The organism is Aeromonas diversa CDC 2478-85, assembly GCF_000819805.1.
Classification (GTDB): Bacteria; Pseudomonadota; Gammaproteobacteria; order Enterobacterales; family Aeromonadaceae; genus Aeromonas; species Aeromonas diversa.
Genome location: NZ_CDCE01000016.1, coordinates 58,918 through 73,401, shown reverse-complemented (window position 1 = coordinate 73,401; position 14,484 = coordinate 58,918). Strand labels below are relative to the sequence as shown.

Here is a 14,484-nt window from a genome sequence, read left to right as displayed (position 1 = left end):
CTGTTGCCACACCGGTTCGAGAGAGATCCTGATGGGCAAGCGATGGACGACACTTTCCCTGGGCGGTATCGCCCTGACGGCCCTGCTGCTCACCCTCCCCCTCTGGTTAAGAGGGGGTAGCCAGGGGCACGATCTCTTCCATCATCTGCTATCGGGCCACTACTTTGCCCTGCAACTGTGGCAAGGGGAGCTCTACCCACGCTGGCTGATGGCCATGAACGGGGGGTTTGGCAGTCCCACCTTTTTCTTCTACCCTCCCCTGCCCTACTATGTGAGCGCCCTGCTGGGAGGCGCCAACCCCCAGCCCCACGATGCCATGACCGCACTCATCGCCAGCGCGACCCTGGCGCTGGGACTATCGGGTTTCACCTTCTGGCTGTGGATTCAGCACGTGGCCAAACCGGCTCGCGCCCTCGCGGCCAGCCTCGTCTATATGGCACTGCCCTATCATCTGGCCATCGATCTCTATGCCCGCTTCGCCCTAGCCGAGGTGTGGGCGTTTGTCTGGCTCCCCCTGATCCTGCTGGGTCAGGACCGTGGTAAACAGCCTGTTGCACTTCCCGTCATGGCACTCGGGCTGGCCCTGTTGGCTCTGTGCCACCTGCCGAGTCTGCTGCTGGTTATCGGCCTGCTCATGCTGCGCGCCCTGATCATGGCCATCCGCGCTCGCCGCAGGTTCCCACTCACCAGCGCCCTTGGCGCAACCTTGCTGGGACTGGCGATGGCAGCCCTGTTGCTCGCCCCGGCCCTGCTCGATCAGGGCGCTATCTCCATGGACGAGATGCAGCGTGGCATGTTCGATTTTCGTCGTAACTTTCTCGACAGACTTCCCCTGGCCTTCGATGACTGGCGCTTTCGCGGTCAGTTGGCACTGCTCACCTTGCTGACACTCTTTACGCTGCTACTCGCCTGGGCGGGAGCGAAGGAACCACGTCACCCCGAGCTTCCCCTCTGGGGCTGTTTCGGTGTGCTCGCCTTTATGATGATGCTCCCTCAAAGCCAGTGGCTCTGGGAGCTGTTGTTGCCACTACAGCGGGTACAGTTCCCCTGGCGCACCAATCTGATCCTGACCCTGGCCACCGCCACCGTAGTCGCTTTGGCGACACCTTCCCCGCGCTATTCGAGGCTGATGGTGGGAGGGGCCTTGCTCCTCACCCTGCTGCTCAGCACCCATTATGTACGCCACGCACCACTCACCCGGAGCCCCAACCCGGCAGTTCTCGATTTCGAATTCGACAGTAAGCGCAGTGCCCGGGAATATCGCCCCAAACAGGTTCCCAAAGGGATGTTTTCCCCCAGCCTGCTGGCCTGGAAACAGGAGTTTCAGCCCCCCGTGGTGAGCGAACAGGCAGGGGTGAGCTGGCGCATCAGTCGGTGGCAACCGCGTCATCTGGCGCTGACAGTCACCACGCCGACGCCAGCCAAGCTGGTACTGCATCAGTATGATTATCCAGGCTGGCAGGCCTGGTTGGATGGAGAGTATCCCCTCGAGGTGAGTGCCAACCGGCAAGGCCTGTTACAGGTATGGGTCCCCGAAGGGACCCATACACTGAAACTAGATCTCTCCATGCGCTGGCCCGAGCGGATCGGTTATCTCCTCTCGGCCCTCGCCTGGGCACTCTGGGGGGCGCTGCTCTGGCGCGCTAGAAGAGCGCGCTATTGAGCCACAGGTGCGCCCCTATGCTGGCGGCATAACCCAGCGCGATGGCGGGCAACCACTTGAGGTGGCCAAAGAAGGTATACATGCCGTGCGCCTGCCCCATCAGGGCCACACCGGCGGCCGAGCCGATGGAGAGCAAGCTTCCCCCCACACCGGCGGTCATGGTCACCAGCAGCCACTGGCCGACCGCCATATCGGGGTGCATCGAGAGCACAGCGAACATCACAGGGATGTTATCGACCACGGCCGAGAGCAGGCCGATGGCCACGTTGGCCAGAGTCGGCTCGCCCGAGCCATAGAGCCAATGGGAAACCAGCTCCAGATAGCCAATAAAGCCAAGCCCGCCGACGCACATCACCACCCCGTAGAAGAAGAGCAGGGTATCCCACTCCGCCTTGGCCACCTTGCTAAAGACATCGAACGGAACAAAGGTGCCGAGACGCTCCAACCGCTCGTGATCGCCGTTTCGCTGATAGAGGGCGCGGCGCTTCTCCACCGCCTGCTGGAAGGTCTTGCGCAGGAAGAAACCGAAAAACTGTAGGTAGCCCAGGCCCAGCATCATCCCAAGCACGGGGGGAAGGTGCAGGAAGTTATGGCAGGCCACCGCCGTCAGTATGGTCAGGAGGAACAGCGCCATGATGCGGCGGGCACCCCGTCGCATGAAGACCTGCTCGGTCGAGGCGCTCGGAGCATGGCGGGGGATCATCAGGCTCATCAGCAGCGCCGGCACCAGGAAGTTGATGACTGACGGGATGAAGAGGGTGAAGAACTGGCCAAACTGCACCTTGCCCGCCTGCCACACCATCAGGGTGGTGATGTCGCCGAAGGGGCTGAAGGCGCCCCCGGCGTTGGCCGCGACGACGATGTTGATGCAGGCCAGGTTGACGAAGCGGCGCTCCCCGTTGGCGACCTTGAGCACCACGGCGCACATGAGCAGGGCTGTGGTCAGGTTATCCGCCACCGGAGAGATGAAGAAGGCGAGCCCACCGGTGAGCCAGAAGAGGGTACGAAAACTGAAGCCGGCACGCACCAGGGTCGAGCGCAGGGCATCAAAGACCTGGCGCTCCTCCATGGCATTGATGTAGGTCATCGCCACCAGCAAGAAGAGCAGCAGCTCCGCATACTCGAGCAGGTTGTGGCGAAACGCCTCCTCCACCAGAACGCTCTGCCCCTGCTGGGTATAGACGATCCCGATCAGAATCCAGATCACGCCGGCCGCAATCAGCACGGGCTTGGACTTACGCAGGTGAATGTACTCCTCGGCCATCACCAGCAGGTAGGCCAGCACAAATAGCAGCAGACAGGCGATACCCACAGTGCTCGTGGTCAGGGAAAGCGGGCCAACGGCCGCCAGGGCGGGAGACGGGCAGAGGGTGATAAGCAGAAAAGAGAGAAGCGGTAGCAGCAAACGGGGCATACGGTCATCCTTGCACAAGAGTCATTGCCTAAGATGCTAGCACCGGCTGAGGGCCGTTTTTTCTTCCAAATCAAAGTTTCAGCAAATAGTGAGGGGCATAACAAAAAAAGCAGGGTCTCCCCTGCTCACTCTTTCTTGCCAAACCCGGACTGTTTGAGGGTATGGCCGCTGCTGTTGTGCCAGGCGTCAAGGCCACTTCGGTTGTTGCCCGCCACCAGGCTGGCGGCAAGACTCGGGCTATTGAAGAGCTGATCCACCGTGAAACGGTACCCTTCTTCATGACGCTCGAGAGCCCCCTTGGCCAGCAGCTCCTCACGCAGCTCGATCACCGCCTCGCGCAGGGAGGCGGCATCCTCGCCATTGGCGGTGGAGCCCGCCAGCACCATGAAGCCCGGGCTCTGGCGCTTGCCCACCGGGTAACCCTGCGCCTCTGCGCCTTTCACCGAGAAGTGGTAGATCTCCCGCTCGCCGGGGCGACTCTCGGCCAAGGCCCGTTGCAGGGCCATCAACTCTTCATAGATGTCGATCGGCACCACGGCTGCCTGCCGGTTGCCCTTGCTATCGACGATGAAACTCACCTGTTTCTGTAACAGCATCCCTGAGATCCCCTGAGCCAGAATGGCTTCTATTTTAACCATCCCGGCCAGAGGGGATCCAGCCTCGAGCGCCTCTGGTTTTGCCACCCATGTCACCAACTGGCATAGTAGTAACCTCTTGACCAGGCAGGATATCCCCATGATCACCCTGAGTGGCGTGCGCAAGTGTTTCGAGAGCGAACGCCAGCCCCTGACCCTCTTTTCCGGGCTTGACCTCACGCTGGCGCCCGGCCGTCTGCACCTGCTGCTGGGGCAGAGCGGCTCGGGCAAGTCGACCCTGCTGCGCCTGATTGCCGGGCTCGAGCGGCCCGACGCCGGCACCATCACCCTCGATGAGATCCGTCTCGATACCCTGGCCGCCGATCCCATGGCCCGCCTGCGCGGTCGCCACTTCGGCATCGTCTATCAGGAATACAACCTGCTGCCCACCCTCAAGGTGTGGGAGAACCTGGCCCTGGCCCTCGAGGTCAACCGCCTGCCGGTGGCTCAGGGTGCCATCATGGCCCTGCTCGATCGCCTCGGCGTGGCGACCCAGGCCGATCGCTTCCCCGATACGCTATCCGGTGGGCAGCGCCAGCGAGTAGCACTGGCCCGCGCCCTCATCCACCGCCCACGCTGGATCCTGGCCGACGAGCCCACCGGCAGCCTGGATGAGGCCAACGCCGCTCAGGTGATGGATCTGCTAGTGGCAGCGGTACGCGAGCAGGGGTGCGGCCTGCTGCTGGTCAGTCACAACCCGGCCTATGGGGCCCTGGCCGATCGGGTGCTGCACCTGGAAGGCGGCGCCCTGCACGAGCCGCGCCCATGAGTCTGGCCCTGCGCTCCCTGCTGCGCCTCTATCGCACCCATCCCTGGTTGCTGCTGATGAGCCTGTTTGGCCTCATCCTGGGGGCCGCACTGGTGGTGGCTATCGATCTCATCAACCACAGCGCGCGCACCAACTTCGTGGCGGCCCGCACCCAGATAGAGGGAGAGGCCAACTGGCGCCTGGCCCCCGAGGGGGGCATCGACGAGCGGCGCTTCGTCACCTGGGTCACCTCCCTCCCGGGGCTCGAGGCCGCCCCCCAGATCCACGCCTGGCTGCGCGACGAGACCGGCCAGCCGTTTCAGCTGATCGGCATCGACCCTCTCTTCGGCGGACCATTGCGCCGCCTCATCCAATCCGGCGCCCCCGAGCCGGCCAGTGACGATGAACAGGCGGTCTGGATAGCCCGAAAAGAGGCAGCCCGCCTCGATTGGCGGCTCGGGCAGCCACGCACCTTCAGGCTCGAGAAGCGTCGCCTCACCCTGCGCCTGGCGGGCCTGCTCGAGGAGGGGGAGATCCCCCTCGATCACCTGCTGGTGACCGATATCGGCCTGGCCCAGCAGTGGCTGGGACGCGAGGGGCGCATCGATCGGGCCTACTTTCGGCTGGACGAGGCCGGGGTGAAGGCGTTGACGGCCCGGCTTGCTCCCGGCGAAGCCCTCGAGCGCACCGGCCCCGAGCTCGATGCCAGCCGGCTCGGGGATGCCCTGGCCCTCAATCTCACCGCCCTCTCCCTGCTGGCCCTGGCGGTGGGTCTCTTCCTGGTCTTCAACGCCCAGCGCTTCGTGCTCTCGGTGCGCCGCCCCCATCTGGCACGTCTCATCACGGTCGGGCTGGGGCCAACGCGCCTGCTGCGCCTGCTCGCCACCGAGCTGCTGCTCATCACCCTGACCGGCGCCCTGCTCGGCATGATGCTGGGGGTGGCCCTGGCGGCCGCCCTGATGGGGCAGGTGGGGCAGGCACTGGGGGACCTCTATGGCCCCAATCCAATCCATCTGCTGCGCCTGACCCCTCTCACCTTTATCAAGACGCTGCTGCTCTGTCTGGCCGGGGTGGTGGCCGCCAATCTTCCCGCCTGGTATGGCCTGCTGCGCCGCCCCCTGCGCGAGCTGGAGCTACCCGGCCCCGGGATGAGCCGGCCTCGCCTGCGCCGATGGATGGCGCTGATGCTGCTTGGGCTTGGCGGCGTGCTGCTCGGTTGGCAAGAGAGCGGCCTGCCCGGCGCCCTGCTGCTCTCGGCCTGCTGGCTGCTCTCCATGGCCCTGTGGCTGCCGGATCTGCTCACCCCGCTGCTGGGGCGACTGCGCCACCTCGGGCGCAGGCAGCAGTCGAAAAATGGACACAGAGGCGGCCCCTGGCTGCTGCGCCTGGCCATGAGCGAACTCGACTTCGAGCGCGAGCGTAATACGGTAGCGGTGATGGCGCTGCAGCTCGCCATCGCGGCGGCCATCGGCATCGGCGTCATGGTGGCGAGTTTTCGCCTGAGCGTGGAAGAGTGGCTGGTCCAGCGTCTGGCGGCCGATCTCTATGTGACGGCCCCTCGCGCCCCCCAGGGGGGCTATGCCAGCCTGCCGCCGACCCTGATCCCCTGGCTCGAGGCGCAAGGATCGCTTCAGCTCTCCCGGCGCCGGGTCGACTCGGCCCTGCTCGGGGATCAGGCCATCGAGTTGGCGAGCATGGAGATGATCCCGCCTCTGATGCGCGGCTATCCCCTGCTCGCGGGGCGTCTGCCCGGCCCCGGCGAGGCCCTCGCCAGCGAGCCCCTGCTGCGACGCTTCGACCTTAAGGTGGGAGACAGGGTGCACATCGAGGGTCCCTTCGGTCGGCTCATCCTGCGCCTTTGCGGCAGCTACCGGGACTATGGCAGCGACAAGGGGCAATTGCTGCGCCCCTGGCAGACGGGTCTGAACCCCCAGTCCCTGGCGCTCTTTGCCCCCCCACCCGGGTTAGAGGCCAAGTTGGCGGCACGCTTCGGGGAAGGTGTGCGCCTGCTGCCCGCCCGAGGGATCCTCACCCAGGCGCTGGCCATCTTCGATCAGACCTTTGTGGTGACCGAGCTACTCAAACTGCTCATCCTCGCCATCGCCTTCGCCGGGGTCGCCATCGCCTTCATGGTGCAGGGGCTGGCCCGCGCCCCCTGGCAGCAGACCTTGCACGCCCTCGGCCTCACCCGGGGGGAGCTGCTGCGCCTGCAACTGTGGCAGGGGGGCGTGCTGGGGCTGCTCACCGCCCTGCTCGCCCTGCCGGTGGGTTATGGCCTGGCCTGGATCCTGATCGAGGTGGTCAATCCCCGCGCCTTCGGTTGGAGCCTCGCCTTCACCCCGGCCCCCGCCCACGCCGCCCTGGCCCTGCTGCTCGCCCCCCTGTCGGCATTGGCCGCCTCGGCCCTGGCCTGGCACCTGACGAGAAGAGCCTCATGACGCGCTTTCTGATCCTGCTGCTGTGCGCCCTCCCCCTCTGGGCCAGCGAGCTCGGCTCCCTGCTGGGGGGGGATGCCACCGGCTTTCGCAAGGCGAGCCGGGAGCATCCCCTGCGCCTGCCCCTCGATCACGGGGCGCACCCGGACTACCGCTCCGAGTGGTGGTATCTCACCGGCCACCTCAAGGATGAGCAAGGGCGCGAGTATGGCCTGCAATGGACCCTGTTTCGCCAGGGGATAAGACCCGGCGAGGCGGCCAGCAACCCTTGGCGCATTCCCCAGATCTGGCTGGCCCAGGCGGCCATCACGGATCTGGCCAGTGGCCGTCACCTGAGCGACGAGCGCATCAGCCGCCAGGGGCCCGGCCTTGCCGGGGCAAGCCGCGGGCGCTACTGGCTGCGGGATTGGGCGCTGATCGCCCGGGGTGACGATCTCTTCCCCGCAACCCTGACCGTGAGCGCCGCCCCCTTCACCCTGGACCTGGAGGCGATCGCCAGCAAGCCCGCCGTGCTGCAGGGGGATGGAGGCTACAGCGAGAAGAGCCCGGGTAACGCCTCTTACTACTACTCCTACCCGAGGCTCTCCTTGCGCGGCACCCTCACCCTGGGCGGAGAGGCCCGTGCGGTGCAGGGTCAGGGCTGGTTCGATCACGAGTGGAGCAGCTCGGTATTGGCCCAGTGGCAGGCGGGGTGGGACTGGTTCTCCCTGCAGCTTGACGACGGGCGCGAGCTGATGCTGTTTCGCCTGCGCACCAAGGCTGGGCACACTGAGCCCGAGAGCCGCTACGCCGTGGTGATTGAGCGAGACGGCCGCCAGCGGCAGATCCCGGCCGGGCAGATAAGTTTTATCCCGGGCAAGGTGTGGCGCGGCCCCAAGGGGGAGGCCTACCCCATCGAGTGGCGACTCGAGGCCGGGGATCTTAACCTCACCATCCGGGCCCGCCAGGCGAGTCAGGCCATGAGCGGACGCGTCGACTACTGGGAGGGCGCGGTGAGCGTCTCGGGGGATGCCAGCGGCCTGGGTTATCTGGAGATGACCGGGTATTAGGCAAGCAACGGGGGGATGGCGCTAATGTGACACCCTAAACGTGTGCTGCCACAGGGGCACGCCGTCACAAGCGACCCGGCGCACAGAGGGGGAAACAGAGGATAAACCGGCAGCCGGAGCGCGGCGCCGGGGTGACATCCAGGCTCCCGCCCAATATGGCACTGGCGATGCGCCGCGAGATGGCCAGGCCCATGCCCGACCCATGCCCCAAGCGGGTAGTGAAGAAGGGATCGAAGGCGTGCGCCTGCACCTGAGAGGGCATACCGCAGCCGTTATCCTCAACTGTCAGCGCGACCCGCCCCTCCCGCACCTCGGCGTCGATCACAATCGCGGGATCGAGCACGCCCACCAGACCGTGGCGCACCGCATTTTGCAGCAGATGGTGCAGCAAGAGCCCCAGTGGTTCGGGGAAGCTGTCACACTCAATCCCCTCCGGCACGCGGTTCTCGATGCGCACCTCGCCCCCTTCCTGGGCGTCGAGCCTGATCTGCTGGGCGACCCGTTCACGCAGATCAAAACGGTGGCGCTGCTCGGAGACCTGCTCGATGGAGACCCGCTTAAAATCGGCAATCAGCCGACTCAGTCGATGCAGCTCCTTGTCGGCCACGGCACAGATCTCGCGTCCTCCCGCCACAAACTCTTCAAGCAGAGAGCGGGCCAATGCCTTGCTCTCGAGCTGCTTCTCCATGGTGGTGAAGCGCTCTCCCAGGGTACTCAGCAGGGTCACCAGATTGCCGAGGGGGGTGTTGAACTCGTGAGAGACACCGGCCACCATGGCGCCCAAGGCGGCCAGCTTCTCATGATTGAGCAGCTCCTCCTGTTGGACCTTGAGGGAGTGCAGGGCCAAAGAGAGTTGCTCGCCACGCTCCACCAGCGCCTCTTGCGTCGCCTCAAGCTGCAAGTTGTCCTGCAGTATGTGCAAGCTGGCCTGCACGCTGTCGCGAAACTGCTCGAGCAGCTCGGGATAGGGAGAGGGATAGGGGTTCTCCTCGCGGCTCAGCACACAGATGGTGCCGAAGATATGGCCATCGGGCCAGAGGATGGGGAGACCGCAGTAGGAGATCATCTGCAGCTTGATATCGGGGTTGTGATCCCACAGGGGATCCTTGAGGGCATTGGGCACGATCAGGGGACGGCGCGTGTCCATCACATGCTCGCAATAGAGCCCGGAGTCGAGATGTTCCCGCGCCCCCTCGCCATAGCAGTTATCCGGGTGGTGGCCGCTGACGAACACCTCAATTTCCCGGGCATGGACCCGCATGATGAGACTGGCCGGCACCTGAAACAGACGGGCGATGAGATCCAGGGTCTGCTGCCATGAGGCCTTCAGGTTAAGCGGGATCTCGATATCGGCGTGGATGGGATACTTGGGTGAAGAGGCACTCATGGTGAGCCGTCCAAAGAGTCATCTCTGGATAAGATAGACCGGGAGCAGGCCCCTCACCCATCCTGAGCGGCAAGAAAGGCGATGGATTGGCGGTTGAAGCGCTCCGGGCTCTCCACGTTGCAGACGTGGCCACACCCCTCGATCACCGCCAACTCGCTGTAGGGATCGCGCGCCACCTGCTCGCGCACCGGCGCGAGGAACATGTAGTCCTCCTCCCCCATGATGTAGAGGGTCGGAATCGAGACCGGCCGCTCGCGAAAGTAGCGCATCAGGGGATTGACCTCGGTGGCGAGACGAAACCAGCGCTTGAACTCCTTCTGGCACAGGCGCCGCGCCTCGCGCACGAAGAGCAGGCGCGACTCGCGATGGCGCTCCCGCGGCATGATGATGAAGGCAAACAGGCGATAGAGCCACATGTAGGGCAGGATGTGCTGACCGAGTCGCCCCAGCTGCACCAGGATGCGCGAGCGGATATCGAGGCGCAAGATGGCGCCGCCGAGTACCATGCTCTTGACTCGCTCGGGACAGAGCTCGGCCAGATGGCGAATAAGGATGGTGCCAAGGGAGATGCCGACGAAGTGGGCACGCTGGATCCCCAGATGATCGAGCAGGCTGACGATATCCTCGGTCACGGCCCGAAAGCTGTATTTACCCTGCACCACCTGTTGCAACCGATGGGAGTGGCCGTGGCCACGCAGATCGAGCAGCAGCACGTTGAAGCGTTCCCGATACGCCTTGAGCTGGCGAAACCAGATGTTAGAGCTCCCCCCCGCCCCGTGGACGAAGACAACCCAGGGCCTGTCGGGCCCAACTTCATAGGTCTTGTGATAGAGCATCCGCGCATGCGCCTCTGTCGGGGTTATACTGGGTGGCCGATTCTAACAGAAAAGCCGGAACGAACCTTGATAACGCTCACTGCCGTGCGGGATCACCTGCTAAGCCTCCCCGCCGCCACCGAAGATACCCCCTTCGGACCTGAGGTGCTGGTCTATCGTCTGCACGGCAAGATGTTTGCCCTGCTGCGCTGGGAGGCCCATCCCATGGTGCTCAACCTCAAGTGCGATCCCGAGCTGGCGCTGCTGCTGCGCGAGATCCATCCCGAAGTGACCCCGGGCTGGCACATGAACAAACGCCACTGGAACAGCGTCACCTTGCGGGAGACCCTGGCCGACGAACTGTGGCAGGAGTGGGCACACCACTCCTATCAGAGGGTACGCGCCACCCTGCCCCGCCGCCTGCAAGGGCTGGCCCCATGCTAACCATAGAGAGGATGCAGGCCGAGGATCACCCCAGGCTCGCCGCCCTGTTTGAGCACGCGGTGCGCCAGGCGGCACCCGAGCACTACACACCACAGCAGGTCGAAGCCTGGGCGGTCGGCGCCCGCAGCCCCGCCTTCGTCAACGAGCTGACCATCAGTCGGGGTTGGGTGGCCTGGCTTGGGCAGGAGCCGGTGGGGTTTGTCACCGTGACCAAAGATGCCCATCTGGGCCTTCTCTATGTCGCACCGGCTTACCAGCGCCGCGGGTTCGGTGAGCATCTGGTGACCGAAGCGATCGCCTATGCCCGCCATCAGGGATTCCCAGCCCTGCAGACCGAGGCCAGCCTGCTGAGTCTTGGGCTATTTTTAAAACTGGGTTTTCAGGTCACGGCGATCGAGCAGGTCCGGCGCGGTTCGGTACTCTTTTCCCGCCATCGGCTGCGTTACCGATTGTCATCCCCGGTGGGCTCACTACAATAGCCTCATTTTCCATCACACACTGAGTGACACAACAATGGTTGTAGACGGTGAAGGGTATCTGGCGCTTATCGAGTATCTGGTCGAGAGCCTGGGGCTGTTCGAGCAAAAGAGCGATGAGGCCGGCGGTGAGAGCATCGAACACCTGGTGAGCGACCAGGTGGCCGAGAGCCTGATCGCCTTGTGCGAGCAGAACCCCCAACTCGACTCCAAGATACGCTTTGTGATCATGCGCGAGGCCGACTCCGTGGTGGCCGATCTGCAAGAGGTGCTTTCCGCCGTGTGGGAGCGCCCGGCAACGTCCGCCCAGCGGGAGTTCCTCATCGAATTTATCATCCTCATCAAGAATCTGTTCGACAGCGCCATCCGCTGATCTTCGCCCCATCCCCAAAAGAAACAGGCCGCCCGTTGCATTGGGCGGCCTGGCTTGCTGTCATCTTGTGTGGCAAGAAGTGTCTGGTCTGGGCCTTCATCCATGAGGGCTCAACTGGTTGGAGCACGTTGACCACAAGAAGTTCAATTTATTTCTGATTTTTTTGCTCGCAGTACAGTGAGCGTTCAATGTAGGCCCGGGGGCAAGCAGACGCCGATGCCACCCAGACCACAGTACCCCTCCGGATTCTTGGCCAGATACTGCTGATGATACTCTTCGGCGTAGTAGAAGGGTGCCAGAGGCGCGATGGTGGTGGTGATGGCTCGGCCATCGCCGCTCTGCACCATCGCGGCCTGATAGGCTGCCAGGCTCGCCTCGGCCTCGGCCCGCTGGCTCTCGTCGGCATAGAAGATAACCGAACGATACTGAGTGCCCACATCCCCTCCCTGACGCATGCCCTGAGCCGGATCGTGATGCTCCCAGAAGAGGCGAAGCAGATCCCCGTAACGAATACGGGCCGGGTCGAAGACCACTTGCACCGTCTCCGCATGGCCGGTCAGGCCGCTACACACCTCCTGGTAAGTAGGATGGGGGGTCATCCCGCCCTGATAGCCCACTGCCGTCGACCAGACTCCCTCCTGCGGCCAGAAGAGGCGCTCGACACCCCAAAAACAGCCCATGCCAAACCAGGCAACCGCCATCCCCTCGGGCCAGGGCCCGACGGTGGCATGTCCGTTGACAAAATGTACCGGATTGACAACTTGGGGCTCGCTGCGCCCCGGCAGGGCTTCGGTGGGCGATACCATGCAGGTTTTGTCCATTACTCTCTCCTGACGACTCCATGAGCGCCCGACAATACGAGAGAGCCCGGCCTGGGATCAAGAGGGTTCAGACGATCCAAAACCCTTCGACGCGCTCCTCCCCCCCGATTTTGAGGTGGAGCAGCAACTCATCCTCGCAACTCGAGAAGGCGCCCTTCCAGAGCAGCAGGGTATCGTGACCCCGGCGCAGCCGGGTGAGAAAGGTGAGACGAAGGCAGGGGCCAAAGCGCTCGCGAAACTGGAGGCTCCCCTTGTGAAACCGCTCGGCGCCGTACTCCCCGGCCACGAAGTCGGGGGGCAAGAGGGCCGAGAAGGCGGCCAGATCCCCGTCGCCATAGGCCGTGAGCAGTTGCAGCAGCTGGGGAGCCAAACGTGCGGCCAGGGGCTCCTGTTCCGGGATCTCAAGATGCGGTTGGGTCATCTGAACCACCCCTCTGATGCGGGTTGCAATGCCGTCATCCTAGCACCTGAAGAAATAAAGAGCTCAGACAGAATAAACAAGCTTGATTTGTGAATTGATTTTCATATATTGACCACATTAGTGACTTTCTATTTAAGGTTTCCGCTGTGCGTGAAAGGGACCCCGATCTGGTCAATGCGTTCCGTCAATCCACCCCCTATGTCAACTTCCACCGGGGGGGCACCTTCGTGCTGATGGCCGGGGGTGAGACCATCAGCCACCCCAATTTCAGCAATATCATCAACGATATCGCCCTGCTGCAGACGCTGGGCATCCGTCTGGTGCTGGTCTTTGGTGCCCGCTCCCAGATCGATGAGGCGCTGGCCCGCCATCAGATAGCCCCCCACTTTCACAAGCAGACCCGGGTCACCGACGAGGAGAGCCTCGCCATCATCAAGCAGGTGTGCGGCGGCATGCAGTTTGAGATCACCTCCCGCCTCTCCATGGGGCTGGCTCACACCCCCATGCAGGGTGCCCGCATCAGCGTGGTCAGTGGCAACTTCGTGACCGCCCAACCACTGGGTGTCGATGAAGGGGTGGACTACTGCCTGAGCGGCCGGGTGCGGCGCATCGACACCGACGGGATCCGCCGCCAGCTGGATCAGCAGAATCTGGTGCTCATCTCCCCCATCGGTTGCTCGGTCACCGGAGAGAGCTTCAACCTCTGCTCGGAAGAGGTCGCCCAACGGATCGCCATCGACCTGAAGGCCGACAAGCTCATCTGCTTTAGCTCCCATCAGGGAGTGCTCGATGCGGGGGGCAATGCCATCTCCGAGCTCTTCCCCGAAGAGGCACAAGAGCATCTGGCCCTGCTCGCGCAGGAGGGGGACCACCTCTCGGGCACGGCCCGTTATCTGCGCGCCGCCATCGCCTCCTGCCGCGGCGGTGTGCCGCGCTCCCATCTGGTGAGCTACACCGAAGACGGGGCCCTGTTGCAGGAGCTCTTCACCCGGGAGGGGGTGGGCACCCAGATAGTGCGCGAGAGCGCCGAGCGGGCGCGCTCTGCGACCATAGACGACATCGGCGGCATATTGGATCTCATCCGCCCCCTGGAGGAAGAAGGGATCCTGGTGCGCCGCTCCCGGGAGCAGCTGGAGATGGAGATCGATCACTTCACCGTGATCGAGCGCGATGGCCTCATCATCGGCTGCGCCGCCCTCTACAGCTTTCCCGACGAGGCGATGGCCGAGATGGCCTGCGTGGCCATTCATCCCGACTACCGCAGCGGCCATAGAGGCGACATGCTGGTCAGTCGGGTCAGCGAGCAGGCTCGCCGGCAAGGGATCGAGCGCCTCTTTGTGCTCACCACCCGCTCCATCCACTGGTTCCAGGAGCGCGGCTTCCACCCCGTGGTGGTAGAGGATCTGCCGGTGGCCAAGCAGCGTCTCTACAACTGGCAGCGCCGCTCCAAGATTTTGCTAAAGAATATTGTGTAGAACGTTGATATTAAACGAGTAAAAAAAGAACCCTCGATGTTTGTCGATTCTTAATTGACACTGATGACCAAGACGGGGTATTTGTTTAATTACTCCACCGCCCAAGGGGTGGAGCCAGAAGAGGAGCGTTGCCCAGGCAACCAGGGGGAGGAGTTCGGTCTCCGACGATCCCGGGTCAGGGGGAGCAACGCCGAGATGGGAGTGCATACCGTTGTGCATCCCGTCGGCTGCGGGGGCTGAATCCCCCGGGCTGTCATCGGTGGAGGGATTACCCTTCTCAGGTGGAGCGCTTCTGGCCGGGATGTTGACCTATTCCTGCCATTTTTCC

At 63.8% G+C, this 14,484-nt stretch carries 14 protein-coding genes and 1 riboswitch; of the genes, 8 read left to right on the top strand and 6 right to left on the bottom strand.

What is annotated here, in order from left to right; translation table 11 throughout:
- The first annotated feature begins 31 nt into the window (after positions 1 to 31).
- On the top strand, positions 32 to 1,663 hold the full coding sequence (locus tag BN1121_RS03760) for a 6-pyruvoyl-tetrahydropterin synthase-related protein (RefSeq protein ID WP_005358350.1): 1,632 nt from the start codon (positions 32 to 34) through the stop codon (positions 1,661 to 1,663).
- Here BN1121_RS03760 and nhaD read toward each other — a convergent pair.
- Together nhaD and BN1121_RS03750 are read right to left on the bottom strand one after the other, a co-directional pair.
- Entirely contained in the window at positions 1,644 to 3,077 is a 1,434-nt protein-coding gene (gene nhaD, locus BN1121_RS03755; RefSeq protein ID WP_005358353.1) for a sodium:proton antiporter NhaD, read from the bottom strand. The two genes, BN1121_RS03760 and nhaD, sit on opposite strands and share 20 nt — an antisense overlap.
- Positions 3,078 to 3,202: 125 nt before the next feature.
- Positions 3,203 to 3,670, bottom strand: a complete 468-nt coding sequence (locus tag BN1121_RS03750; protein WP_043157990.1) for a DUF4357 domain-containing protein — start codon at positions 3,668 to 3,670, stop codon at positions 3,203 to 3,205.
- Positions 3,671 to 3,812: 142 nt separating this feature from the next.
- Between BN1121_RS03750 and BN1121_RS03745 the strand changes: the two genes are divergently transcribed.
- The 3 genes from BN1121_RS03745 to BN1121_RS03735 are packed head-to-tail and all read left to right on the top strand — an operon-like array spanning position 3,813 to position 7,944.
- Complete coding sequence (locus BN1121_RS03745) at positions 3,813 to 4,481, top strand: ABC transporter ATP-binding protein (protein ID WP_005358359.1); 669 nt, start codon at positions 3,813 to 3,815, stop codon at positions 4,479 to 4,481.
- A complete protein-coding gene (locus tag BN1121_RS03740) occupies positions 4,478 to 6,898 on the top strand; it encodes an FtsX-like permease family protein (RefSeq protein ID WP_043597273.1) in 2,421 nt (806 codons plus the stop codon). Before BN1121_RS03745 ends, BN1121_RS03740 begins: the two co-directional genes overlap by 4 nt.
- Positions 6,895 to 7,944 (top strand): lipocalin-like domain-containing protein, encoded by a 1,050-nt coding sequence (locus BN1121_RS03735; protein ID WP_005360891.1) that lies wholly within the window; start codon positions 6,895 to 6,897, stop codon positions 7,942 to 7,944. The genes BN1121_RS03740 and BN1121_RS03735 overlap by 4 nt, the downstream gene beginning before the upstream one ends.
- 64 nt (positions 7,945 to 8,008) lie before the next feature.
- Here the strand turns inward: BN1121_RS03735 and BN1121_RS03730 are convergent, their stop codons facing one another.
- Positions 8,009 to 9,331: a GAF domain-containing sensor histidine kinase gene (locus tag BN1121_RS03730; protein ID WP_005360888.1), complete on the bottom strand. Its 1,323-nt coding sequence runs from the start codon at positions 9,329 to 9,331 to the stop codon at positions 8,009 to 8,011.
- 53 nt (positions 9,332 to 9,384) lie between these two features.
- Positions 9,385 to 10,167 (bottom strand): alpha/beta fold hydrolase, encoded by a 783-nt coding sequence (locus BN1121_RS03725; protein ID WP_005360883.1) that lies wholly within the window; start codon positions 10,165 to 10,167, stop codon positions 9,385 to 9,387.
- 69 nt (positions 10,168 to 10,236) lie between these two features.
- On the opposite strand from BN1121_RS03725, the gene BN1121_RS03720 reads away from it, so the two are divergent.
- From BN1121_RS03720 to BN1121_RS03710, 3 genes are read left to right on the top strand one after another with little or no spacing between them, the layout of a single operon-like run.
- Positions 10,237 to 10,590 carry an MmcQ/YjbR family DNA-binding protein gene (locus tag BN1121_RS03720; protein WP_043158166.1) on the top strand — a complete coding sequence of 118 codons (354 nt, stop codon included), beginning with the start codon at positions 10,237 to 10,239 and terminating at the stop codon, positions 10,588 to 10,590.
- Positions 10,584 to 11,069: a GNAT family N-acetyltransferase gene (locus tag BN1121_RS03715; protein ID WP_043158159.1), complete on the top strand. Its 486-nt coding sequence runs from the start codon at positions 10,584 to 10,586 to the stop codon at positions 11,067 to 11,069. The genes BN1121_RS03720 and BN1121_RS03715 overlap by 7 nt, the downstream gene beginning before the upstream one ends.
- 34 nt (positions 11,070 to 11,103) lie before the next feature.
- Positions 11,104 to 11,439, top strand: a complete 336-nt coding sequence (locus tag BN1121_RS03710; protein ID WP_005360870.1) for a DUF3802 family protein — start codon at positions 11,104 to 11,106, stop codon at positions 11,437 to 11,439.
- Between the two features lie 185 nt (positions 11,440 to 11,624).
- Here BN1121_RS03710 and msrA read toward each other — a convergent pair whose 3' ends face one another.
- Together msrA and BN1121_RS03700 are read right to left on the bottom strand one after the other, a co-directional pair.
- Positions 11,625 to 12,260 (bottom strand): peptide-methionine (S)-S-oxide reductase MsrA, encoded by a 636-nt coding sequence (msrA, locus tag BN1121_RS03705; RefSeq protein ID WP_005360866.1) that lies wholly within the window; start codon positions 12,258 to 12,260, stop codon positions 11,625 to 11,627.
- 67 nt (positions 12,261 to 12,327) lie between these two features.
- Positions 12,328 to 12,681, bottom strand: coding sequence for a hypothetical protein (locus BN1121_RS03700; RefSeq protein ID WP_005360863.1), 354 nt, complete (start codon positions 12,679 to 12,681; stop codon positions 12,328 to 12,330).
- Positions 12,682 to 12,827: 146 nt separating this feature from the next.
- Here BN1121_RS03700 and argA point away from each other — a divergent pair, with 146 nt between their 5' ends.
- Complete coding sequence (gene argA / locus BN1121_RS03695) at positions 12,828 to 14,156, top strand: amino-acid N-acetyltransferase (RefSeq protein ID WP_005360861.1); 1,329 nt, start codon at positions 12,828 to 12,830, stop codon at positions 14,154 to 14,156.
- Between the two features lie 110 nt (positions 14,157 to 14,266).
- Positions 14,267 to 14,456, top strand: a riboswitch (Lysine riboswitch).
- The last annotated feature ends 28 nt before the right edge of the window (positions 14,457 to 14,484 follow it).